The organism is Streptococcus suis (assembly GCF_002964045.1).
In the GTDB taxonomy this organism is placed as follows: domain Bacteria; phylum Bacillota; class Bacilli; order Lactobacillales; family Streptococcaceae; genus Streptococcus; species Streptococcus suis_U.
Genome location: NZ_POPB01000254.1, coordinates 19,659 through 44,600 on the forward strand (window position 1 = coordinate 19,659; position 24,942 = coordinate 44,600).

Sequence of the window (24,942 nt, forward strand, 5' to 3'; positions counted from 1 at the left end):
AGCATGAATCGAATTGTCCGAATGATTGTTACTAGTTTATTTATTGTCTTGGCAATCAGCCTTGCTTGCTTGTTTTTTGTGCTAACCAAGTCTCCGTCTAGTACCCAATATAGCAAGGTCAGTAGCGAGGCACAGGTTCAGACAGAGAGTCGGAATCAAGCAGAATCTACATCCAGTTCAGTCAGTGGATCGACAGTGAGTTCCTCGATTGCTTCGACGGCAAGTTCCTCAAATGAGGAAGAGAAAACAGAAACTAGTACAAGCCAAGCAGGTGGACCGATTAAAAAAAGATTGGATATCGTACCTCAAGTTCAACAACTGTGGTATCATTGCGCTCCAACAACTGTCAGTATGATGTTGTCCAGTCAAGGCATTCAAAAGAGTCAGCAGGAATTGGCGGATGAGATGGGCACCTACGAACCCTTTGGCACTCATAATCGGGATGCTATTCGTATCTTGAATAAGCACATGTTTGGCTATGAATACCCAGCAGATGGTCAGGCAGGTTATCGGCTAGAGACTGTAACAGATGCCAATCCTGATGGTCCGCAGATGAAATTGTTCAAGGAACGGCTGAAAGCCAATATTGATTCGGGCTATCCTATGTACTATACCTTTGAGGTTTCTGTGATGACTCCTGGAAAATCAGGGGAACACAATGTGATTGGAACAGGTTACTTGACCAATGAAGATGGAACAGATATTGATTGTATTTACTACATCGATCCGTCACCTCTGGCACAAAATCCGACCTATGCAGGACTTAAAATCGTTACTCCAGAACAATTATTTCAAGCGATGGTTCCGTGCCAGGAGCCTAATTATGCATGGTGAATTATACATAGAATTATGCTTGGGTAACTGATTTTTCTGAAATACTATTGATTTTTTCTGAAAAATAGTCTAAAATGGAACAAGATAAAACTGAATAACCGGTTGATAGTGGGCAGAAAGGCAACTGACTGTCCAAAGGACGGAACTCTGGAGAGACCATCAGGCACCGAAGGGGCAAGGTAGTTCTACTTGGAAAAGTAGAGTTACTGAAACTCTCAGGTAAAAGGACAGAGCGATTAGAAAACAAGGGATTTTCCGTTGTTTTTCGCGTTGATTCTAGAGGTTGATGAATTCAGCCTCTTTTGTTTTTTCCGGCAGCTTTATCGGATTAAGAATCATACTTAGGAGGAAGCTATGTTAGAATTGATGCAAAACATCAATAATTTTGTTTGGGGTCCGCCCCTTTTGTTACTATTAGTCGGAACGGGTGTCTATTTCACCCTTCGCTTGGGAGTGTTTCAAATCAGCAAGTTGCCGACAGCCTTTCGTTTGATTTTTTCCAGTGACCAGTCTGGTCAGGGAGATGTGTCGAGCTTTGCGGCTCTTTGTACGGCTCTTGCAGCGACGGTTGGTACGGGAAATATCGTTGGGGTGGCAACTGCTATTACGACAGGTGGACCTGGTGCCCTCTTCTGGATGTGGGTGGCGGCCTTCTTCGGGATGGCAACCAAGTATGCAGAAGGATTTTTAGCCATTAAATACCGTACCAAGGATGCCAATGGGCAAGCAGCGGGAGGTCCGATGCACTATATCACCTTGGGGATGGGACAAAAGTGGAAACCTCTGGCAATTTTCTTTGCCATTTCAGGTGTTTTAGTGGCTCTCTTGGGTATGGGAACCTTCTCTCAGGTTAACTCTATTGCCTCTTCCATGTCTTCTAGCTTTGGTCTTGCTCCCCAGTTGGTCAGCATTGTAACCGCCATTTCCATCGCCTTCTTTATCTTTGGGGGGATTGAAAAAATCTCTGATGTTTCAACTAAAATTGTGCCCTTTATGGCCATTCTTTACATTTTGGCCAGTTTGACTGTTTTGGCTCTGCATTGGGATCAGCTCATACCAACCCTTGCTTTGGTTCTCAAATCAGCCTTTACTCCGGCTGCGGCTGTGGGTGGTTTTGCAGGTGCGACCGTGCAACAGGCAATTCAGCGCGGGATTGCGCGTGGGGTCTTTTCAAATGAATCAGGTTTGGGATCGGCTCCGATTGCTGCTGCAGCTGCCAAGTCAGACAACCCTGTTGAGCAAGGGTTGATTTCGATGACTGGTACCTTTATTGATACCCTTATCATCTGTACATTAACTGGACTAACGATTTTGGTAACAGGACAGTGGTCAGTTGCTGGTTTGGAGGGAGCGCCGTTAACTCAGGCAGCCTTTGCTTCGGTCTTCGGTCAGCCAGGGGCTTTGGCCTTGACGATTAGTCTGGCTCTCTTTGCCTATACGACCATTCTGGGTTGGTCCTATTATGGGGAACGTTGTATCGAATTCCTCTTTGGTACCAAGTCTATCTTGCCTTACCGTCTAGTCTTTGTAGCTATGGTTGCATTAGGCGGTTTCCTCAAGCTGGACTTGATTTGGACTATCGCAGATATTGTGAATGGCCTTATGGCTCTTCCAAACTTGATTGCCTTACTGGCTCTCTCACCAATCATTATTAAGGAAACACGCCAGTATTTTGCCAAGAAGAAATAAGAGATGAAAGACAGTCATTCGGCTGTCTTTTAGTCTTTTATTCATTTTTCTGTTATAATATTTCCCATGAACGCATTTATTCAAAAATATATCGCCCAGTTTAATCTGGATTCTATTTTAACAACAACCATCAATAAGGTTTTATCTTTACTACTGTTATTTCTTGCCTTTTATATTGTGAAAAAACTTGCCAAGTCTTCGGTTAAAAAGATTTTGGTCCCGTCGCTCAAGGTTTCTACGCAAGATATTGGTCGTCAGAAGACCATCAGCCGTTTGGTTGAAAGTATCTTAAATTATCTTCTCTATTTTATTCTGATTTATAGTATTTTGACCATCTTAGGACTGCCTGTGTCTAGTCTTTTTGCAGGTGCAGGAATTGCAGGTGTAGCGATTGGTCTAGGTGCTCAAGGTTTTTTATCAGATTTGATTAATGGATTCTTTATCCTTTTGGAGCGTCAATTTGATGTAGGGGATGTGGTCAAGTTAACCAATGGTCCCATTACCATTTCGGGTACCATTGTGAGCATGGGGATTCGGACGACACAAGTAAGAGATGCAGACGGAACCCTGCACTTTATTCCCAATCGCAACATCCTTGTTGTGTCCAACCAGTCTCGTGGAGATATGAGGGCTCAGGTGGATATTCCACTTAAGTTTAATACCGACTTGGAGCAAGTCGGTCGAGTGATTGAGGAAGTCAATCGTAGAGAATTAAGCAAGTTTGACCAGATTACTGGTGTGACAATCCTTGGACCGCAAAATACGACCAACGGCCAGTTTGTCTATCGTGTCAATCTCTTTGTAGCCCATGGTCAACAAAGCAGTATTTACCACCAATTCTTTGGTTTTTATCAAGAAGCGCTTCGGCAAGCGGGAATTGACTTGCCATCAGCTAGCCTAACAAAATAGGGAGGAATACATGGAAGTCAAGGACTTTGTCGTTGAAAATGGTCAAATGTACTACAAGAAAAAAGCTCTCTATCGACAGCCCTTATTTTGGTCGACAATAGTTGGTCTGGTTTTGTCATTTGTCTTGGGAGTTACCTGCCTTATATTAATGACGAGCCTAGCATCTTCAGAGGCAACGGATGATTGGAGTTCGGAAAGTTATTTCGACAACAGCATTGTTTACACAGAATACCAAGTCGGAGATAGTGTAGATTTTTCAGATGGTTTACAGATTACGGTGACTTCGATGGGTAAGGACGATAGTCTGACATTAGTAGATGATTACTATAATTTTGCTTACCTTGTAGAAATGGAGGTCAAAAACCCGACTGAGGAAGTTGTCTATTTTGACGAATACTATTTTCAATTAGTTGATGCGGGAACGGTTATTCCTTATGATTTGGATATGCGAACCTACGATGTCAACTTGCCTGAAAAGGTCAATCCGGGTGAGACCATCAAAGTGAAACTGGTCTACGGTGTCGATCAGATTGATAACCTAGCCTTTGTCTATGAAGATGTTATGTGGACGGAATTAATCGGTGAAGGGATATAGATGTAAAAAGAGGTGGTTGCCTCTTTTTTTGTGTTTTCGAAGCCTGAAAAGTAGCGTGATTTCCGGTTAAGAATTGTAAAAAAATAACCCCCAAATTGGCACGTCAATTTGGGAGTCACATTTATTATAGATGCTTTACCTAAAAATTAGCTTAGAACAGATTTTTTATACCAAACCTTGAGCAATCATGCTATCCGCAATTTGTTCAAAGGCTGCGATGTTAGCACCTGCAAGGTAGTCTGTACCAAGGTCGTATTTTTCAGCAGTTTCTTTAGCTGTGTTGAAGATGTTTGCCATGATGTCTTTGAGACGACCATCTACTTCTTCACGAGTCCATGACAAGCGAAGGCTGTTTTGGCTCATTTCAAGCGCAGATACGGCTACACCACCAGCATTGGCTGCTTTAGCAAGACCGTAAAGAACGCCATTTTCTTTGTAAACTTTGATAGCGTCAAGGTCTGATGGCATGTTGGCACCTTCAGCCACACAGTAAACGCCATTTTTCACAAGGGCAGCAGCTTGCTCGCCGTTGATTTCGTTTTGAGTCGCACATGGCAGGGCAATATCAGCTTTTCCAGTATAGTTCCATACAGAACCTTCGAAGTATTGAGCCGTTGCTTTTTCTGCAGCGTATTCTGTCAAACGAGCACGACGTTTTTCTTTGATGTCAACCAAGAGGTCGAAGTCGATACCAGTTTCGTCGATGATGTAACCATTTGAGTCTGAAACAGAGATGACTTTTGCACCGAGTTCAGTCGCTTTTTGAACAGCATATTGGGCAACGTTACCAGAACCTGAGATAAGGACTGTTTGGTCTTTGAAGGATTTACCGTTTGCAGCCAACATGTTATCAGTGAAGTAAACCAAACCGTAACCAGTTGCTTCTGGACGGATAAGAGAACCACCGAAGCCAAGAGGTTTACCAGTCAAGACACCTGCATCAAACTGGCGAAGGCGTTTGTATTGACCGTACATGTAACCAATCTCACGACCACCGACACCGATATCACCTGCAGGGACGTCAAGTGATGGTCCGATGTGTTTTTGCAATTCAGTCATGAAGCTTTGGCAGAAGCGCATGATTTCAGCGTCTGTTTTGCCTTTAGGATCAAAGTCTGAACCACCTTTACCACCGCCGATTGGAAGACCAGTCAAGACGTTTTTGAAGATTTGCTCAAAACCGAGGAATTTCAAGATGGATTGGTTAACAGTTGGGTGGAAGCGAAGACCGCCTTTGTAAGGACCTACAGCTGAGTTGAACTGAACGCGGTAGCCACGGTTGACTTGAACATTTCCGTCCTTGTCTGTCCAGGGCACACGGAAGCTGATGATACGTTCTGGCTCAACGATACGGGCCAAGATGTTTTCTTCGATGTATTCTGGGTGTGCTTCAAAAACAGGCTCAAGTGTAGAGAAGAGCTCTTCTACAGCTTGGAGGAATTCTGTTTCATGTGGGTTGCGGGCTTTGACTGCTTCAAAAGAAGCTTGGATGTAAGCTTTTGCGTTAGACATGTGGTCACCTGATTTCTTTTTAATTTATTAAATTGTCAGACAATTTAATTTATCTGATAATTATTATAGCACTCGGATTTTTTCTTGTAAAGTAAAAAATGCACTATTCAGAAAAATTGTTCTGAAAAAATTCCGAACATTGACAGTAATCAATATCCTGAGTGTTGATTATATGGTATAATCAGACAAAAAGTTTGAGCTGATATGCATAAGTAAAGTGATTTTATGGGGAGTGTAACATCCATCCTTAACATGGAGTTGCTGATTTGTGAATACAGGCTACTAGATAAGGAGAATCTATGGTTTCAACAGCAACGACACTTGGTGGATTTGAATTTGACAATTGTTTGATGAATGCGGCGGGGGTATGGTGCATGACCAAGGAGGAGTTGGCAGCGGTCAAAGAATCTGCAGCAGGGACCTTTGTGACCAAAACAGCAACCCTCGACTACCGAGCTGGTAATCCAGAACCCCGTTATCAAAATGTTCCCCTTGGTTCTATCAATTCAATGGGTTTGCCCAATCAGGGACTCCGTTATTATTTGGACTACCTCTTGGAATTGCAGGAAAGTGAGCCCGAGAGAACATTTGTTCTATCTCTTGTAGGGATGACACCAGATGAAACGCATGAGATTTTAAAAACGGTAGAGGCAAGTGACTTTAAGGGACTTGTGGAGCTCAATCTCTCCTGTCCAAACGTTCCTGGTAAACCGCAGATTGCCTATGACTTTGAAACGACGGAGACCATTTTACGGGAGGTTTTCAGTTATTTTACCAAGCCTTTGGGTATCAAATTACCACCATATTTTGATATTGTCCATTTTGATCAAGCAGCAGCGATCTTCAATCAGTTCCCGCTCAAGTTTGTTAACTGTGTCAACTCCATTGGAAATGGTCTTTATATAGAAGATGAGCAAGTGGTTATCAAACCTAAAAATGGTTTCGGTGGTATCGGTGGTGAATACATCAAACCAACTGCCTTGGCTAATGTCCATGCCTTTTACCAACGCTTGAAGCCGGAGATTCAGATTGTCGGAACAGGTGGTGTTTTGACGGGACGGAATGCCTTCGAGCATATCCTCTGCGGCGCTAGCATGGTTCAAATCGGTACAACTCTGCAAAAGGAAGGGCTGGTCGCCTTTGAACGAATAACTGCTGAATTACAAGCTATTATGGCAGAAAAGGGCTATGAAACCATTGAAGATTTCCGTGGAAAGTTGCAGTATATTGAATAAGAAACTGCATTCACAAGTGAAGCACTTGTTATAAGGGACAATTTCTGGCTAATCAAGGCGTTTTTTTGGGGAGGAATACTGACTGTTATCGATGAGTAGCTGAAAAACTAGCCTTTGATACACGTACTGAACTATGAATATAGGTTCTAAACCTGTCCTGCTTCATTGGCATTAATAACTATGCCCAACTAATGGAGAGTTAGATTTTTCTCAGGATTAGAATATGTATATATTGTATATGGTGTGGCATTGATTTTTTAGGTTCGGTATTGTATAATGTAGGAAAGGCAGCTGATAAGGGGGTATATAATGGCCAAAAAAGAGATAATGACACGCAAGAAAAAAAAAGGCAAGAAATAGGAATAAGCGCTACTTCTTATTTATTTGTTGGTTGGCTTCTAGTTTATTACTTTTAATTTGGTTACTTGAATATTTCATGCCTGCGATTACTACAAGCACCAGTAATGAGAATAGTCAGTCTTTATTTGGGACTTTCTTCTCTACTAGTGAGGAAGAAAAAACCAGAACTGCCCGGATTATGGCTCACGGTGATCTGCTCTACCATGATCTACTCTACATGAGCGCCCGTCAGTCGGATGGTTCCTATGATTTCTCGGAAAACTTTACTTATGTGCAACCTTGGATTGAGCAGGCTGATTTAGCCATTGCTGACTTTGAGGGAACGATTTCGCCAGACTTTCCTTTGGCTGGCTATCCCCTCTTTAATGCTCCAGCTCAGGTGGCAAAAAATATCTCCTCAGTTGGTTATGATGTCGTTGACCTAGCCCATAACCATATTTTGGATTCTCAGTTGTCCGGCCTGATTTCAACGGTGGCTGCGTTTAAGGATGTCAATGTTGATGCGGTCGGAGTCTATGCAGAAGGAAATCGTGCTACTGCTCCAATCTATCTTCGAGAAGTAAATGGGATTAAAATCGCCATCTTAGCCTATGCTTATGGATTTAATGGTATGGAAGGTTTGCTTACCCAAGAAGAATATGATAGTTACTTATCTGATTTCAACCGTGAAAAAATGAAGAAAGAGATTGAAAAAGCTGAAAAAGAGGCTGATATCACCATTGTCATGCCTCAGACGGGTGTGGAATATCAATTGGAACCGACCGAAGAACAGGTTACTCTTTACCGCCAAATGGTTGACTGGGGAGCTGACTTGGTCTTTGGAGGTCATCCCCATGTAGCAGAGCCTTCTGAAACGATTGAAAAAGATGGAGAGAAGAAATTAATCATCTATTCAATGGGAAATTTCATTTCCAATCAGCGAATTGAGACCATGGGAGATACTCCGAATTCACAATGGACAGAGCGTGGTGTACTGATGGATGTGACCTTGGAGAAAAAAGATGGGTTGACACGTATCCAAACTGCTAAGGCTCATCCTACCTGGGTTAGCAAGGTTTCAAAAGGAACCTATTCTCCAGAAGGACATGAACTCTTTACTTATCAAACCCTTATCTTAGAAGACTTTATTCAAGGCGGAAAATACTATGGTAGCCTGGATGAAGGAACCCAAACTAGGATAGAGGCAGCTTATCAGGAAATGAATGAATTTATGAATTTAAATTGGGGCGAATAATATATTGCCAGCCACACTAGGATAATTGAGCTACCTTAAAATTAATAGTTTCAGTAGGTGGTAAATTTGAATGTTGTATTGAAGTAGACGTTGATGATTACTATCGTTTACAGCTGTTGGTTTGAAGTGAATATCTTTTTTATAAAAAAACTGAGCAGGATCCGAATGAAATCTGCTCAGTTTTTTTGAACCTATATTCACAAGTGAAGTGCCTGTACATATGAGATAGTTTTTCGTTATTCAAGGCAGTTTTTGAGGGGGATGCTGATTGTATTTCGAAAAAAACGAACGATGAGTAGCTGAAAAAAACTAGCCTCAGATGAGAGTGCTGAACTGTTATTACAGTTTTTTTATCCCGTTATACATGTTTTTTATGATATGCCTCTCTAGCTTGGTCAAAGAGTTCTTGGACCTGTTCGATAGTCTCTGCTCGGGCAACTGCGCCACGGATCTTGGCAGCACCTGCTGAACCACGGAGGTAGTGAGGGGCAAGACCGCGGAATTCACGAACGGCAATGGATTCGCCTTTGAGATTGGTTAGGCGGGTCAAGTGATCGAAAGCGACGTTAAGTTTATCTTCAAAAGAAAGGTCAGGTAAGACTTCTCCTGTTTCAAGATAGTGGTTGATTTGGTTGAAGATGTAAGGGTTGCCCATAGCAGTTCGTCCGACCATGACGGCATCAGCTCCGACTTCCTCGATTCGCTGGCGGGCATCTTCGACATTTCGGATGTCGCCGTTTGCGATAAAGGGAATCTTGGTCAGGCTGCCAGCTACCTTGGTCAAGGTTTCTAGGTCAACCGTTCCTGTATACATCTGCTCGCGGGTCCGTCCGTGCATGGCAAGGGCAGACACACCGGCACTTTCTGCGGCCAAGGCATTTTCGACCGCTAGGTCGGTATTGTTCCAACCCGTCCGCATTTTAACTGTCAAGGGAATATCGAGGACCGAGGTCACTTCCTTGATGATGTGGTAAATCTTGTCGGGGTCCTTGAGCCACTTGGCACCAGCTTCGTTTTTAACGACTTTGTTGACAGGGCAGCCCATGTTAATATCTACGATATTAGCCTTGGTGTTGGTTTGGATGAAGTCAGCGGCCCGTTTCAACCCTTCGGCATCACCACCGAAAAGCTGGATAGACATCGGGTATTCGTTGTCGTCGATATGGAGCATGTGGAGGGTCTTCTCGTTGTTGTAGAGAAGGCCTTTTTCAGAAATCATTTCCATAACGACTAGACCTGCTCCCATTTCCTTGGCAATGGTGCGGAAGGCCGAGTTGGTCACGCCAGCCATTGGGGCCAGCACGCAGCGATTGGGGATTTCCACATCACCAATCATGAAAGGGGTGTTGAGATTAGCCATTGATGAGTTCCTCCAAATCGTTTTCGTCAAAGTGGTAATGGGTCTGGCAGAATTGGCAGGTGATGTCCACGCCCTTGTCTTCTTCCTTCATCTCTTGCAGGTCCGCTTTTGGCAGGCTGGCTAGAGCATCGAGGAAGCGGTCTTTAGAGCAGTCGCAGACAAAACCGATTGCCTCTTCTGACAGTCGTTTGAAGTCGTCGTCGCCATAAATGGCGGATAGCAGAGCTTCTATGTGGTTTTCAGAAGCCAGCAAGCTTGAAATGGCAGGCATTTCCTGGATGCGTTTCTCGAAACGGGCAATTTCAGCCTCGGTCGCACCTGGAAGAACTTGCAACAAGAATCCGCCAGCTACCTTGACCTTGTCTTCTTCGTCCAACAAGACATTCAGTCCGACCGCAGAAGGTGTCTGCTGGCTGTCTGTTAGGAAATAGGCAAAGTCTTCACCGATTTCACCAGAGATTAAGGGCGTCATGGAATTGTAAGGGTGGCCTGTTCCGTAGTCTGTGATGACCAGGAATTGACCATTGCCCACAAGTGGTCCAACGATGACTTCACCAGTCGCGGTCCGTTTGTAGTCTAAGTCTGGATTTTGAATGTAGCCCTTGACCTGACCTTTGGTATTGGCAACGGAGATGATAGCTCCAACAGCACCGCTGGCCAAGATTTTCAGGGTGATTTTGGTATCACCTTTTTCGTTGGCAGCCAAGATCTGATTGGCAATGAGTGTGCGACCTAGAGCAACGGTAGACGACGCCATGGTATCGTGTTTTTCTTGGGCTGTTTTCACGGTTTCTGTGCTATCTAGCACAAAGGCACGGAAATGCCCGCTATTTGATAGTGTCTTAATAATTTTATCCATAAGGATTATTATAGCACAAGTGGAGAGAGAGGGGGAAGAAAATGAGTTTGAGAAATATTTTTGGAAGAATTCTTAAGAGTGGAAAAATATCATTTAGACTGTTTTTGAGCAAATTGAAAATTGTTTACAAGATTGCATGTAATAAGTGATAAATTATAGGAATAAACTGCTTTTTTTTTTAGATAAATTATGCTATTATAAGGGGTAGAATACAAAATAGAATGGACTATTAGTATATAGATTTCATGAAAGAGAGACAAAGATGATTAGCTATATTTTGGTAGGTACTCAAGAAGAGATTTTAAAAGAACAATTTACCACAGCTAAGAAATTCAATCTTCAGGAAAAGAAGCAAGAATTATTAGATAAAGGATACGAGTTAGTAGAAGACATGATTAGTCCTGCCCTTTTAGCAGGAGAGGGCGAAGATCATTACTTATTTGTTCGTGAAAAGGAAAGTATTGTCTTTCCGACTGCGTCACATAAGTATGGCGAAACAGTACCTTTTTCAAAAAAATTATCTTGGCCAAAAGGTGTATCTGAAAAAGACTTGATTCGAAGAGTGAAACGCACCATTTTGTTCCAAAATCAATCAGGTCAAGATGTAGCATCTGCTGTTGTACAAGAAGTACGGATTGGACGTTCTGCTATTGTCAATCATGCTCAAGGGACTGTTTCCTATTTAGATTGGCAGCCACTTTCACATTCTCAAGGATTTGAATCAGTAGTAGTTCCTGTAATTGATGGTTACGAAGCTGATAAACAATCTGTTCCAGCTACAGAACAAGTCGATTTTTCAAAAGAAAACCAAATCTTAGTGGTACAATATCGTGGAATAAAATGTCAAATACACGTTAGGATTGTAGATGTTGAATCAGGACAAGAATTATTGTCGGATACCTACAGTGGTCGAACTGGCGAAGAAATTGATTACCCAGTTATTAAACTCTTACAAGAGTACGCAGTTCTTGGGTATGAAATTGTTTCAAATGACTTTTCGAAGGGCAATCGTTTTACTTCAGGTAAAGAACAGGTGTTCACCATTCAAGTAAAACCACGAATTATTGTTTTTGATTCGGTGGAACAGCTGCCCCAAGTTGGTACAAAAATTTATCCTGAGATTAAAAATAGTCCAGTTTGGCCGAAAGGTTTAGAGAAAACAGAGATCGAGCGTAAAATTGTTCGAAAAATCGTATTTAAACATGAAGATGGGTCGATTGCTCAGAAAAGCTTTGTTCAAAGCGTAGTGTTTAATCGTAGCGTAGTGTATCATTTGGTTTCAGGAGAGCTTTTATACAGCCCTTGGGAATCAGAAAGACAGACAATGCCGGCCTTTCCGGCACCTGAAATAGAAGGTTATCGTGGTAAGCCATCTTATATTCCAGAATGGTCTGGAGTTACTTCGAGTAGCAAGGATCGTTCAGAAATTATTGTCTATACTCGAACGATTCAAAAAGCTGAGGTTCATTTTGTAGATCAATCTCAAAATATTCTCCTATATAGAACCGAGCTAATTGGCCGAAGTGGTGAAGAATTAGCATTTAAACCAGATACAAAATTACAAGAACTTTATCAAAATGGATATGAGTTAGTAAAAACTGATTTTCCAGAAAGTGGGCATTTTGGTTACCAATCGGAGCAACGTCATGTATATACATTTACGATGCGACAAAAAATTGTAACGGTTCGCCATACCAGTCCAAAAGAAGCTGGGACCTATGTTGAGAAAAGCGGTCGAGGCGCAAAATGGCCTGTAGGTGTCTCAGAATCAGATTTAAATCGTTCTGTAACTCGTACTATTCGTTATCTTGCGGAAGACGGTAGAGAAGTAAAGCCTGCTGAGAAAGATAGTGTTCTGTTTGTTCGTGAAGCCAAAGTAAACCTTGTTTCTGGACAAATCACATACTCAGACTGGCATGCTGCGAAAAAAATTCTTCCAGAGATCGCTGTTGAGCAGGTTGAAGGCTATTATAGCCATCAAACAGTGGTTCCGGCGGTAACGCATATCGAACCATCATCGTTTGATATAGAACATGTTGTTAGATATGTTGCAGTGAAGAAACCTTATTGGATTAAAGTCTATAAAGAAGGTTCGGCTATTATTTTAGCTGAGCGTATGACTTTTAGTAAGGACGAACAAGATTTAGCAACAGAAGTAGATGGAGTACTCATTCCTATCTATGAAAAAGGCTATGAACTGGCTAAGAACTACTCACTAGAGATTGACTCTGATAATCAGATCTCTATTCAGGTAAGACCAATCGTGAAAGTTATTACGGTTGAGACAGCTAAGAAGGCAAATGCAAGTATTGAAGGATTTAAACGTTTATCTTGGCCAAAAGGTGTTGAAGTAAATAACCTTCAAAAGGTTGTTGTTCGTAAGATTCAATTTTGTAATGACGCAGGTGTAGAAATTTCCCCAGCCATTGAGCAGGAGATTGTTCTGACTCGTAAAGCCAATGTTTCGCTTCCAACTGGTCGAGTTTCATATGGAGAGTGGACAGGGCAAACAGATGTATTCCCAGAAGTTGAGGTTCCGACAGTTACAGGCTATAAACCTCAAATAGAGGTAGTTGGAGAACAGCAAATCAATTCTGGTTCTACTTCTCAAGTTATTACGGTTGTATATCAACATAACCCTCAGCAAATCAATGTTTACTATCATAATTCATCAGATAGTAGTCAAGTGTTCGTTGATGAAATTGTAGGTCGTGTAGGGGAGCGGATTCACTATCTTCCACAAAAACGCTTAGTTGCAGGTGGATTTATTGGCTATGATATTGTTGAAAGCAAGTGTCCCGAGTATTTGACAGTTACAAGGGAATCTCAAGAATTCCATATTTATGTCAAGGAACGTACGGCTATAGTAACTTGGGAAGAACCAAAAGAAGCATACAGCGTTTTAGAGTTGGCAGAGGGTGAAATTTTTGTATGGCCAAGAGGATTGGATAAGGCATCGCTTTCATATAAAGTTATGCGTCACATTGACTATGTCTTTGAGAATCAGAAGCCTGCAAGTGAGTCAATTACTCAGGAGTGTCAAGTGTATCGAGAAGCGATAGTTAATTTGGTGACTTCTGAAGTTGTTTATGGGCCTTGGAAATCGGATAAAAAATACTTCGAAGCTGTTAAATCTCCTGAAATTCAGGGATATGAAGTTGATAAAGCTCAGGTCTCTTCTCTTAAAGTGAGACTGGATGGTGCGGCACAACGTATCCACCATGTCATTACGTATTATGAAGTTCCATATCGCTTCAATGTAACAGTCGAGGATGTTCATTCTAATAAAGTTCTTGAAAAAGCTCAATTTGTTGTTCGTGCAGGTGAAAAATTAGGGTATTCTCTAGAAAACTTAATAGATCATTATGTAAATCAAGGTTATGAGCTTGTGGAGACAATTGTACCAGAACAATTTACACTAGAGAATTCAAATGATAACTTGGTTGAAATTCATTTGCGTCCACAATTTGTCACTGTTCAGCTAGAAGATATTAAGAATAATTTCTCTTCTATTGCAGAGGAAGAGGATGTTCAAAAATTGAAAACAATTCCAGGATTAAGTTTGTTTGATGTTTCATATCAATTGAAGCGGACAATTCAGTATGAATTTACGGATGGGAAAGAAGCTGCTCCACGTTCAGAAAATTATGTTAACTTTGAACGTGTTGCGAAGGTAAATATGGTCACTGGGACTGTCCAGTATGGTGATTGGTATAGTTATTATCCAATTTTTGATGAAGTGATGAGTCCAATTATTGATGGGTTCCAAGCTAGTCAAGAAATTATTCCAAGTCTGGCAAATGTTTCTGTTAATATGGGGGACAGTTTTGAACGTGTTCGTTATACTCCACGTATTCAGGAAGTTGTTGTCAATGTTATTAATAAGGCGACGGGTGATGTTCTTTATACAGAGACTATTCAAGGTAGTTCAAATCCTAAGAATGCCTTTACTTCTGAAGAAGTTCTGGGTCAATATATTCATAATTCACTTCAGAAAGGCAAACCTGCTTTGATTGAGGAACCTGCGCAAGAATCAGGACTTCATTCAGATCCAAATGCTACAATTTATGAAAAATTGGAGCGTATTGAGAATAGTCCAAAACCAGAAGAAATTGCTAGAAAGCATGAAACAGAATCGCTACTCAAACGAGTGAAGAGAAAAGTTATTGCTTTACTCGAAGATAATGACTAATTAAAATATTATATAGACTTTATATTCACAGTTCTGCACACTGTATAGAGGTTAGTTTTTTGAGAAATACAGTCATACTCTTCGAAAATCAAAATTATCCGTTGTTAACTTGCTTTGATGAACTCCAGTTCTATCTTCAGCTTCGTTTCCTAGGCTACTTTTGATTTTCATTGAGTATCAGTATTTCAAAAAACAATTTACTTGATAATATAGGTTTTAAAAATCCCTGTCATCTACAAAGGTATGTAGGTGACAGGGATTTTTTATGTATTGTTATTCGGGCTCATTTTGACAACTCAGGAAACAACTTCCGCAAGATTTTCGGTGTAATGCTCTGCCCAGGTCCTGCGTAGGTGTAGGTGTGCAGGTACATGGCAGGGTTGAAGTTGAGTTCGATGCAGGTGCAGTTAGGCTCTTCTTTGCTGGCTGGCTTGGTGCGGTCGGGGATAATCAAGTCCACACCGCAGGCCCAAGCTCCCATAGCAGTTGCCATATCAGCGGCCAGTTGCTTGTAGGACTGGTCCATCTGGTCGGTCATGTCAATGGAATCGCCACCGGTTGAGATATTGGAGTTGCCACGTAGAAAGGCTTGAACGCCCTCTGGCAATACTGTATCAGGCGTGTAGCCCTGTTGCTCCAACATAAGCAGTTCGATGTCGCCCAAGTTAATGATTTCCAGCGGCGAACGGTGGTCACGCCCTCGCAGTGGATCTTGGTTTTTTTGGTCCACTAATTCACGGATGGTTGAGCTACCGTCCCCCACGACATTGGCTGCGACGCGGAGCAGGACAGCCTCGCACTTGCCGTCTAGGACGAAGAAGCGGTACTCGGTCCCCGCCACGAATTCCTCCACTAGCACATGGCTGTCTTCCGAAAAGGCGATGTCCAGGGCTTTTTCATAGTCCGCAAGGCTGGCTGGTTCTTGGAAGATAGAGATGCCGAGGCCGAAGTTGGTAGACTTTGGTTTGACAACAATAGCAGAGCTGGCTACCTGTCCGTAATACCGCAGGGCATCTTCCTTGTTAGCAAATTCCGCTCCCGCAGGCACTGGAAAACCAGCCTGGTCCAAAATCTTTTTGGTTACGACCTTGTTGGCCATGGCGAGAGGAATGATGTAGTTGTCCTTGGAGGTCATGTTGCCATTTTTGATGTACTCGACATGGTCGCCATGCCAGAGTTTGAGAAACTGGTCTTCTTCATCCAAAATCTCCACGTTCAAGCCCAGCTGAATGGCGTCAAAGAGAATCATCTGGGTGGAGAGTTCCATGTTTTCATAGCCCTTAAGGGCGTAAGGGGCTGTCCAAGCATAGTCATGGAAGGCATGTCCTTGCTGCTGGCCAAATCTTTCCAAAGACCCGTCTTCAACCTGCTCTGCTATTTTTCCAGAGAGAGTCAAACGAGGATCTTGAAGGGCCGCCTCTACTTGAGCGATGAGCTGGCTGTAGTAGTCGTCCAGTCCGAAATGCTGGACGATAGCCTCCATGGCGGTCAGGATAGGGCGGGCGTCAGCCTCTGCTGGTAGGGGAGTGTGGGGGTAGCTGAGGGCGATGCGGTTGTTGAGGTCTGCCGCCTGAGCCAACTCTTCATCGACCTGGTCCATATCATCAAGCCAGAGCAGTGCTAGGGCAAATAGGTGGGTGGTGTCCAGCGTTTCTTGACTAATAGCCAGTGGCTCAAAGGGGTTGAGGTCGAAGTTGCGGAACTCCAGATAGGTAATGCCCTTGGTTAAGAATTCCCGACTGGTCTTGGCACCACGGAGGCGGACAGCAGAGTAAAATTCCTTTTCAGCGGACAGTTGACCGCTAGCCACGGCCTGCTCGATGTCGGTCACGTATTGCTCTAGCGAAGAGAAGGAGATGCGGACATCGGGTGCGTTGACATAGCCGTAGTTGGAATTGCGAATGGACCGCACGCAACCAATCTCATCGGTCAAAAATCCCTTTTCAGCTAGACTGCTAGCTCCGTAGAGGTAGGTCAAGAGCCAACGGTAGCGTAAGAAGTTCTGAGCTAGTTTGAGATAGAGGGCATTTTTAAAGCTGATGAGGTCGTCATAGCCACTGACTGCAAAGAGTTGCTGGGTCAAGTCCTTGCCTAGCTCAAAGTTGTAGTGAATGCCAGACATGGATTGGAGGAGTTTGCCGTAGCGTTCTGCCAAGCCGACACGGTACTGGTATTCGTAGTTGCTCTCCAGCTGGGCAATCTGAATCTCATCTTCTGAGATAACAGGCGGCATGGACAGGGGCCAAAGATATTCGCTTTTGTTCATGGACCGTACCGCCACATCGGTAATAGCTCCAAGGAAACGGCGGGCCTCCTTGGTCGAATGAGCCACTGGTGTAATCAGCTCCAACTGTGGCTCGCTGTAGTCCGTTTGGATATAGGGATGAAAGCTGCGCGAGCCCAAGCTCTCAGGGTGGGGCGTTTGAGCCACACGGTTGTCGGAGTTGATGCGTAAGGATTCTCGTTCAATTCCAAAGGTGGCCTGAAGAATAGGGCTGTTTGGGGATAATTTTTGTAACATATTTGGTCCTTCTTATTTCTGATAAATTCTACTTCCAATTTTATCTAATTTAAAAAACAAATACAAATTTCTGCTACGTTTTTAAGGAAAAAAATGGTGCAAATAGAAGGAAGGAGGGAGAGATTTCGGTTTTTTCTGTAAAAAACAACTTTAAAAAGGTTTTGCAAGCTAGAATGTTCGTTCTGTTATTGATTTACTTGTCATTATCTATGTAATATTCGTTATATACAAAAATATGGGAAATTCTTGAAAAAATGTTCGTTTTTTGGTAGAATGATGTGTAAAAACGAAACTTGCAGGTGAGATTCCTGCCAGAAGTAGAAGAAAGGCTGGACTGGTCAGTCAGTTCAGAGAAAGAGTGAATATGACATCAGTAGTTGTTGTAGGAACCCAGTGGGGCGATGAAGGTAAGGGTAAAATCACAGACTTCTTATCTGCTAATGCTGAAGTAATCGCGCGCTATCAAGGCGGAGATAATGCTGGGCATACCATCGTTATCGATGGCACTAAATATAAATTGCACTTGATTCCATCAGGAATTTTCTTCCCAGAGAAGATTTCGGTTATCGGTAATGGTGTGGTTGTCAATCCAAAATCTTTGGTCAAGGAAATCAACTACCTCCATGATTCAGGTGTGACAACAGATAATTTGCGGATTTCAGACCGCGCACACGTTATCTTGCCTTACCACATCAAATTGGACCAGTTGCAAGAAGAGTCTAAAGGTGAGAACAAGATTGGTACAACCAACAAGGGTATCGGTCCTGCTTACATGGACAAGGCAGCCCGTGTTGGTATCCGTATTGCAGACCTCTTGGACAAGGAGATTTTTGCGGAGCGTTTGAGAACAAACTTGGCTGAGAAAAACCGTTTGTTTGAGAAAATGTATGAGTCAACTCCGATTGAGTTTGACGAAATCTTTGAAGAATACTATGCTTATGGTCAAGAAATCAAAAAGTATGTAACAGATACCTCTGTTATTTTGAACGATGCTCTCGACCAAGGCAAACGTGTCTTGTTTGAAGGTGCCCAAGGGGTTATGTTGGATATTGACCAAGGTACCTATCCATTCGTTACTTCTTCAAACCCAGTTGCTGGTGGTGTGACCATCGGTAGCGGTGTCGGCCCAAGCAAGATTGACAAGGTTGTTGGTGTATGTAAGGCCTACACTAGCCGTGTTGGTGACGGACCATTCCCAACTGAATTGCACGATGAAATCGGAGACCGTATCCGCGAAATCGGTAAGGAATACGGTACGACAACTGGCCGTCCACGCCGTGTCGGTTGGTTTGACTCAGTGGTGATGCGCCATAGCCGCCGTGTGTCAGGTATTACCAACTTGTCCCTCAACTCAATCGACGTTTTGTCAGGACTTGAGACTTTGAAAATCTGTGTGGCTTATGACTTGGATGGTGAGCGTATTGACCACTACCCTGCAAGTTTGGAGCAACTCAAACGTTGCAAACCAATCTATGAAGAAATGCCAGGTTGGTCTGAAGACATCACAGGTGTACGTAGCCTGGATGAATTGCCAGAAGCGGCTCGCAACTATGTTCGTCGTATCAGCGAATTGGTAGGCGTTCGTATCTCAACCTTCTCAGTAGGTCCTGGTCGTGAACAGACCAACATCCTTGAGAGTGTCTGGAGTACTAAATAATCCATGAAGACTGAACGAGAGTTCGGTCTTTTTTGAAATGACCAATTTTGCTTTATTTTCTATAATTTGGTATAATCATGCTTATCAAACTAAAAAGAGGTACACAAATGGAAGGATTATTATTTCCTGTTTTGATGCTTGGCATGATTGGATTCATGTTTTACAGCCAACGTAAGCAACAAAAACAACGCCAAGATGCACTTAGCCAAATCAAAAAAGGTGATGAAATCGTCACAATTGGTGGTCTATTTGGTATTGTCGATGAAATCGATGATAAAAAGGTTGTCTTGGATGTGGACGGTGTCTACTTGACTTTTGAACGTGGAGCTATTCGTAACCGTGTAGCAGAAGCAGCGTCGTCACAACCTGTTGTAGAAATAGAAGAAACAACCACAGAAGAATAAGCAGATTGAACCGAGGAAATCCTCGGTTTTTTGCATGAATACGCTAGCTGATTTTTGCTTAAATCCTTGAAAATATGGTATAATAGGCTGATTATATACAGTATATTTCGAGCTTTCGAGAAAGTAATAAATGATACTAATTGTATTTTAAGGAAATAACGATGTTTAAATTTAATTTTAAAAAGAAAGAAAGCATTGAGACCGCTATTGAAGTTCCCAAGCATATTGCTGTTATCATGGATGGCAATGGTCGTTGGGCTAAAAAGCGGATGCAGCCGCGGATTATGGGACATAAGGCCGGGATGGATGCTTTGCAAAAAGTGACCAAGACCGCTTCAGATTTAGGAGTGAAAGTACTGACTGTCTATGCCTTTTCGACAGAGAATTGGTCTCGACCAGAAAAAGAAGTCAAGTTTATTATGAACCTGCCAGTGGAATTTTATGACAAGTATGTTCCAGAACTCCATGCTAACAATGTTAAAATCCAGATGATTGGAGACCATTCTAAACTTCCAGAAGCTACTTTAAATGCCCTCTATAAGGCAGAGCAGAAAACTAAGAATAATACAGGCTTGATTTTGAATTTTGCTTTAAATTATGGTGGCCGTGATGAATTGACTCGAGCGATCAAAGCCATTGCTCAGGATGTGCTAGATGCTAATTTTAATCCTGGTGACATTGATGAAAAATTAATTGCAGACTATCTTTATACGGGTGTCTTGTCGCCTGCTCTTCGTGATCCTGATTTGGTTATTCGGACAAGTGGAGAATTGCGCTTGAGTAATTTCTTGCCTTGGCAGACAGCCTATAGCGAGCTGTATTTTACGGATGTGGCTTGGCCAGATTTTGATGGAGAAGCTCTTAAGTTAGCAATCAAAGAATACAACCGACGTCATAGACGGTTCGGTGGTATATAAGGAGAATGTATGACAAACGATTTGCAAAAACGAGTAGTATTTGGTGGAATTGCACTAGCCATCTTCATTCCTTTTTTGTGGGCCGGTGGAATGGCCTTTCAATTTTTTGTCGCCTTATTAGCGATTATTGCGACGGCTGAATTAATAAAAATGCATGGTTTGGCTCCCAATTCCATTGAGGGAATCTTAACCATGTTTGCTAGTGTCGTATTGACCTTGCCACTAGAAAACTACCTGACCTTTTTACCAACAGATGGAAATTATACAGCCTTTGCCATCATTGTCTTTTTACTACTGGGATCGACGGTGTTCAACTTTGGTCAATATAATTATTCAGATGTCGTCTTCCCTATTGCTTCCAGTTTTTATATCGGTATTGGTTTCCATAATCTTATTTTGGCCCGGATGGATGGGTTGAATAAGGTTCTCTTTGCCCTATTTATTGTTTGGGCAACAGATATCGGTGCTTACTTGATTGGACGACAAATGGGTCGGAGAAAATTACTTCCACGTGTTTCGCCAAATAAAACAGTTGAAGGATTCTTAGGAGGAATTGCTTCTGCAGTTGTGGTTGGAATGATTTTCTTGCTCGTTGATAAATCACTATCTGCTGGTTATTCTTTCTTCGTAATGTTTATCCTAATTGCCTTATTCTCAGTCTTTTCACAATTTGGTGATTTGGTAGAATCGGCGATTAAGCGCCATTACGGTGTCAAGGATTCTGGAAAAGTTATTCCAGGTCATGGTGGTATTTTTGACCGATTTGATGGTATGATCTTTGTATTTCCAATTATGCACTTCTTTGGTCTATTTTAAGGAGGTTTCATGAAAGGAATTTTAGCCTTTATCTTTATATTTGGCGTTATCGTCATTGTCCATGAATTTGGTCATTTCTATTTTGCCAAAAAATCAGGTATTCTCGTCAGAGAATTTGCTATTGGGATGGGACCGAAAATCTTTTCTCATACTGGTCAGGATGGAACACTTTATACCATCCGCATCCTTCCGCTCGGTGGCTATGTCCGTATGGCTGGCTGGGGTGAAGATAAGACGGAAATCAAGACAGGTACACCTGCTAGTTTGACCTTGAACGAAGAGGGGATTGTCACTCGTGTCAATCTTTCTGGAAAGCAACTGGATAATCACAGTCTGCCCATGAATGTGACTAGTTTTGATTTTGAGGAAAAGTTAGAAATTACCGGCTTGGTTCTTGATGAAAGTAAGACCTACAAGGTTGACCACGATGCAACGATTGTAGAGGAGGATGGGACGGAAATTCGTATTGCTCCACTAGATGTGCAATACCAGAATGCAACTGTTTGGGGTCGATTGATAACCAACTTTGCGGGTCCTATGAATAACTTTATTTTAGGGACTTTCATTTTCATCATGCTGATCTTTGCCCAAGGTGGGGTCGCAGATACGACTAGCAATGCGGTTAGCATTACCGATGGGGGAGCCTTAGAGGCTGCTGGTCTGGTTACAGGTGATAAAATCTTGTCTGTCAATGGTGAAGCGACGGATACTTATACGGAAATTGCTAGCATCATCAGTCAAGCTTCGGCGGAAGCTAGCACAGCTCCAAGTTTTGATTTGGTTGTTGAACATGATGGTACTGAAAAAAAAATGACGGTTACTGCAGAAAAGGTTGACAGTAGCTATCGAATTGGGATTTCACCGATTTTAAAAACGGGCTTCGTTGATAAGATTATTGGGGGATTCCAGGAAGCTGGTGCGACGGCTATTTTGATTGTGACAGCATTGAAAAACTTGATTGCTAACTTCGATGTCAAGCAGTTGGGCGGCCCAGTTGCTATTTACTCTGTCAGCAACCAGGCTGCCGCAAATGGTTGGTTTTCAGTCTTTAACCTGATGGCCATGTTGTCAATCAATATTGGTATTTTCAATCTTATCCCAATTCCAGCTCTGGATGGTGGTAAGATTGTCATGAACATTTTAGAAGGCATTCGCAGAAAGCCACTCAAACCAGAAACAGAATCCTATATCACTCTAGCAGGCGTTGCCATCATGGTTGTTCTTATGTTAGTTGTGACCTGGAATGATATTATGCGTGTCTTCTTCTAAAGAAAAACTAGGAAAGGAACCGAATGCGTGCTAAACGCAGGATGTTCTGAAAAACTAAGAAAAAAGGAACAGAGAGTTTTCAGATTTGAACTCGAGCGTCAGCGAGGGTTTTGAAAAGTTAATTCTTTGTCTTCTAATCAAGTAAACTACGAAAGGAATTGAATGCGTGTAAAACGCAGGATGTTCTGAAAACTAAGAAAAAGAAAGGAACAGAGAGTTTTCAGATTTGAACTCGAGCGTCAGCGAGGGTTTTGAAAAGTTAATTCTTTGTCTTCTAATCAAGTAAACTACGAAAGGAATTGAATGCGTGCTACACGCAGGATGTTCTGAAAACTATGAAAGGAATTGAACACGGGCTGAAACCTGTGTCTTCCTGACCAACAAATGATGAAAGGAATTAAGGAGGTTCGTAATTGAACTCGGTCTAAAAACTCGGAAAATAGATAAACTGACTGATGTGCAAGCACATTGCGCCAGTTTCCTAATTTTCAGTCGTTTTTTACGACCTCCGTATCTTAACTATGAAACAGTCTAAAATGATTATCCCTACTTTGCGGGAGATGCCTTCGGATGCGTCGGTGATTAGCCACGCTTTGATGTTGCGTGCGGGTTATGTCCGTCAGATTTCTGCTGGTATTTACAGCTACTTGCCATTGGCTAACCGTGTCATTGAAAAAGCGAAAAATATCATGCGGGAGGAGTTTGACAAGATTGATGCCATTGAATTTTTGGCACCAGCTCTCTTGTCAGCGGACATCTGGCGTGAGTCAGGTCGTTACGAAACCTATGGTGATGACCTCTACAAGCTCAAAAACCGCGAAGGTTCTGACTTTATCCTGGGTCCAACCCACGAAGAAACGGTGACCCTTTTGGCGCGTGATGCGGTCCAATCTTACAAACAGTTGCCGCTCAACATCTACCAAATCCAGCCAAAATACCGTGATGAAAAACGCCCGCGTAACGGTCTTCTCCGTGGTCGCGAGTTCATCATGAAAGACGGTTACAGCTTCCATGCTAGCTATGAAAGTTTGGACCAGACCTATGACGACTACAAGGCAGCTTACGAGGCAATCTTCACTCGTGCAGGCTTGGAGTTCAAGGCCATTATCGGTGACGGTGGTGCCATGGGTGGTAAGGATAGCCAGGAGTTTATGGCTATTACACCAGACCGTACCGACCTGGACCGTTGGGTTGTCTTGGACAAGTCTGTTGCTTCTTTTGAAGAAATCCCAGAGGATGTTCTTGAAGCGATCAAAGCAGAACTCTTGGCATGGTCTGTGTCTGGTGAAGACACCATCGCCTACTCTAGTGAATCAGGCTACGCTGCCAACCTAGAAATGGCAACTAGCGAATACAAACCAAGTACAGCAGTTGTCGTCGAAGAAGACTTGGTTAAAGTAGCGACGCCAGATGCCAAAACCATCGACGAAGTTGCTGCCTTCTTGAATGTCGCTGAAGAGCAAACCATCAAAACCATGCTCTTTATGGCAGACGGTGAGCCAGTTGTTGCCCTCCTTGTTGGCAATGACCAAGTGAACGATGTCAAGTTGAAAAACCACCTTGGCGCAGATTTCTTTGATGCTGCTAGCCCAGCGGATGCGGAAAACATCTTCGGTGCAGGTTTTGGTTCCCTTGGACCAGTCGGCTTGCCAGAAAACATCAAGATTATTGCAGACCGTAAGGTGCAGGATGTGAAGAATGCTGTCGTCGGTGCCAACGAAGACGGTTTCCACTACACAGGTGCCAATGCAGGGCGCGATTTCCAAGTGACTGAGTATGTGGATATTCGCGAAGTCAAGGAAGGCGAGCCTTCTCCAGATGGACACGGGGTTCTCAACTTTGCCCGTGGTATCGAGATTGGTCACATCTTCAAACTCGGTACACGCTATTCAGACAGCATGAATGCCAACATCTTGGATGAGAATGGTCGTTCTATGCCGATTATCATGGGTTGCTACGGCATCGGTGTTAGCCGCCTCTTGTCAGCAGTTCTTGAGCAACACGCTCGTCTCTTTGTCAACAAGACACCAAAAGGCGAATACCGTTACGCTTGGGGCATCAACTTCCCTAAAGAATTGGCACCGTTTGATGTCCATTTGATTCCTGTCAATGTCAAAGATGAAGAAGCAATGGGCTTGACTCAATCTATCGAAGCGAGCTTGGTCGGTGCAGGCTATGAAGTCTTGACAGATGACCGTAATGAGCGTGTCGGGGTTAAATTCTCTGACAGCGACTTGATTGGCTTGCCAATCCGTGTAACCGTTGGTAAGAAAGCAGCTGATGGCATCGTCGAAGTGAAAATCAAGGGAACAGGTGATACTGTAGAAGTTCATGTGGATCAACTCCTTGAAACCCTTCAAATTCTTACTAAAGAAAATGAATAAACAGCAAAAGACTTGGTTGATGATAGCCAAGTCTTTGTTGATGTCATAACTTAGTTTATTGTTGATTGCTATGACGAGTGAAAAAATGTTACTTGCAGATTTTCGGTTTAGGACAGGGTTTTGCTTGTTGCCCGGTACTAAAAGTATACGAAACGATGATATAAAAAAGTAGGCTTGGTTCTAGTCACCCAAGCC

At 42.8% G+C, this 24,942-nt stretch carries 17 protein-coding genes and 1 riboswitch; of the genes, 13 read left to right on the forward strand and 4 right to left on the reverse strand.

All coding sequences use genetic code 11. The features are described 5' to 3' along the window. Positions 1-3 precede the first annotated feature (3 nt). The 4 genes from C1E99_RS02580 (at position 4) to C1E99_RS02595 (ending at position 4,027) form a co-directional block, all read left to right on the forward strand. Positions 4-834 carry a C39 family peptidase gene (locus C1E99_RS02580; RefSeq protein ID WP_105206494.1) on the forward strand — a complete coding sequence of 277 codons (831 nt, stop codon included), beginning with the start codon at positions 4-6 and terminating at the stop codon, positions 832-834. 137 nt (positions 835-971) lie between these two features. Beyond that, positions 972-1,075: riboswitch (glycine riboswitch) on the forward strand. Positions 1,076-1,188: 113 nt separating this feature from the next. Next, positions 1,189-2,523, forward strand: coding sequence for an alanine/glycine:cation symporter family protein (locus tag C1E99_RS02585; RefSeq protein ID WP_105206495.1), 1,335 nt, complete (start codon positions 1,189-1,191; stop codon positions 2,521-2,523). Between the two features lie 66 nt (positions 2,524-2,589). After that, positions 2,590-3,432 (forward strand): mechanosensitive ion channel family protein, encoded by an 843-nt coding sequence (locus tag C1E99_RS02590; RefSeq protein WP_105206496.1) that lies wholly within the window; start codon positions 2,590-2,592, stop codon positions 3,430-3,432. A 10-nt stretch (positions 3,433-3,442) separates the two neighbouring features. Next, positions 3,443-4,027, forward strand: coding sequence for a DUF4352 domain-containing protein (locus C1E99_RS02595; RefSeq protein WP_105108147.1), 585 nt, complete (start codon positions 3,443-3,445; stop codon positions 4,025-4,027). Between the two features lie 165 nt (positions 4,028-4,192). On the opposite strand, the gene gdhA is transcribed toward C1E99_RS02595, so the two are convergent. Continuing rightward, positions 4,193-5,539: an NADP-specific glutamate dehydrogenase gene (gene gdhA / locus C1E99_RS02600; RefSeq protein WP_105206497.1), complete on the reverse strand. Its 1,347-nt coding sequence runs from the start codon at positions 5,537-5,539 to the stop codon at positions 4,193-4,195. Between the two features lie 299 nt (positions 5,540-5,838). Here gdhA and C1E99_RS02605 point away from each other — a divergent pair, with 299 nt between their 5' ends. Continuing rightward, entirely contained in the window at positions 5,839-6,774 is a 936-nt protein-coding gene (locus C1E99_RS02605) for a dihydroorotate oxidase (protein WP_105206498.1), read from the forward strand. Positions 6,775-7,156: 382 nt separating this feature from the next. Next, positions 7,157-8,368, forward strand: a complete 1,212-nt coding sequence (locus tag C1E99_RS02610; protein ID WP_238146196.1) for a CapA family protein — start codon at positions 7,157-7,159, stop codon at positions 8,366-8,368. 358 nt (positions 8,369-8,726) lie between these two features. On the opposite strand, the gene dusB is transcribed toward C1E99_RS02610, so the two are convergent. After that, the gene (gene dusB, locus C1E99_RS02615; protein WP_105206500.1) at positions 8,727-9,728 is read right to left on the reverse strand and encodes a tRNA dihydrouridine synthase DusB; all 1,002 of its coding nucleotides are present in this window, start codon (positions 9,726-9,728) and stop codon (positions 8,727-8,729) included. Beyond that, positions 9,721-10,587, reverse strand: a complete 867-nt coding sequence (gene hslO / locus C1E99_RS02620; RefSeq protein WP_105206501.1) for an Hsp33 family molecular chaperone HslO — start codon at positions 10,585-10,587, stop codon at positions 9,721-9,723. Before hslO ends, dusB begins: the two co-directional genes overlap by 8 nt. Positions 10,588-10,849: 262 nt before the next feature. Here hslO and C1E99_RS02625 point away from each other — a divergent pair, with 262 nt between their 5' ends. Beyond that, positions 10,850-14,779 (forward strand): mucin-binding protein, encoded by a 3,930-nt coding sequence (locus C1E99_RS02625; RefSeq protein ID WP_105206502.1) that lies wholly within the window; start codon positions 10,850-10,852, stop codon positions 14,777-14,779. Between the two features lie 283 nt (positions 14,780-15,062). Here C1E99_RS02625 and gshAB read toward each other — a convergent pair whose 3' ends face one another. After that, a complete protein-coding gene (gene gshAB, locus C1E99_RS02630) occupies positions 15,063-17,300 on the reverse strand; it encodes a bifunctional glutamate--cysteine ligase GshA/glutathione synthetase GshB (protein WP_105206503.1) in 2,238 nt (745 codons plus the stop codon). 364 nt (positions 17,301-17,664) lie between these two features. Here gshAB and C1E99_RS02635 point away from each other — a divergent pair, with 364 nt between their 5' ends. From C1E99_RS02635 to C1E99_RS02660, 6 genes are all read left to right on the forward strand, one after another. Beyond that, positions 17,665-18,957, forward strand: a complete 1,293-nt coding sequence (locus C1E99_RS02635; RefSeq protein WP_044674596.1) for an adenylosuccinate synthase — start codon at positions 17,665-17,667, stop codon at positions 18,955-18,957. A 107-nt stretch (positions 18,958-19,064) separates the two neighbouring features. Further along, positions 19,065-19,361, forward strand: a complete 297-nt coding sequence (gene yajC / locus C1E99_RS02640) for a preprotein translocase subunit YajC (RefSeq protein WP_105206504.1) — start codon at positions 19,065-19,067, stop codon at positions 19,359-19,361. 161 nt (positions 19,362-19,522) lie between these two features. After that, entirely contained in the window at positions 19,523-20,278 is a 756-nt protein-coding gene (locus C1E99_RS02645; RefSeq protein WP_105109053.1) for an isoprenyl transferase, read from the forward strand. A 21-nt stretch (positions 20,279-20,299) separates the two neighbouring features. Continuing rightward, the gene (locus C1E99_RS02650; RefSeq protein WP_161951138.1) at positions 20,300-21,094 is read left to right on the forward strand and encodes a phosphatidate cytidylyltransferase; all 795 of its coding nucleotides are present in this window, start codon (positions 20,300-20,302) and stop codon (positions 21,092-21,094) included. A 9-nt stretch (positions 21,095-21,103) separates the two neighbouring features. Then, positions 21,104-22,363: an RIP metalloprotease RseP gene (rseP, locus tag C1E99_RS02655; RefSeq protein WP_105206505.1), complete on the forward strand. Its 1,260-nt coding sequence runs from the start codon at positions 21,104-21,106 to the stop codon at positions 22,361-22,363. Positions 22,364-22,884: 521 nt separating this feature from the next. Continuing rightward, positions 22,885-24,747 (forward strand): proline--tRNA ligase, encoded by a 1,863-nt coding sequence (locus C1E99_RS02660; protein ID WP_105143901.1) that lies wholly within the window; start codon positions 22,885-22,887, stop codon positions 24,745-24,747. The last annotated feature ends 195 nt before the right edge of the window (positions 24,748-24,942 follow it).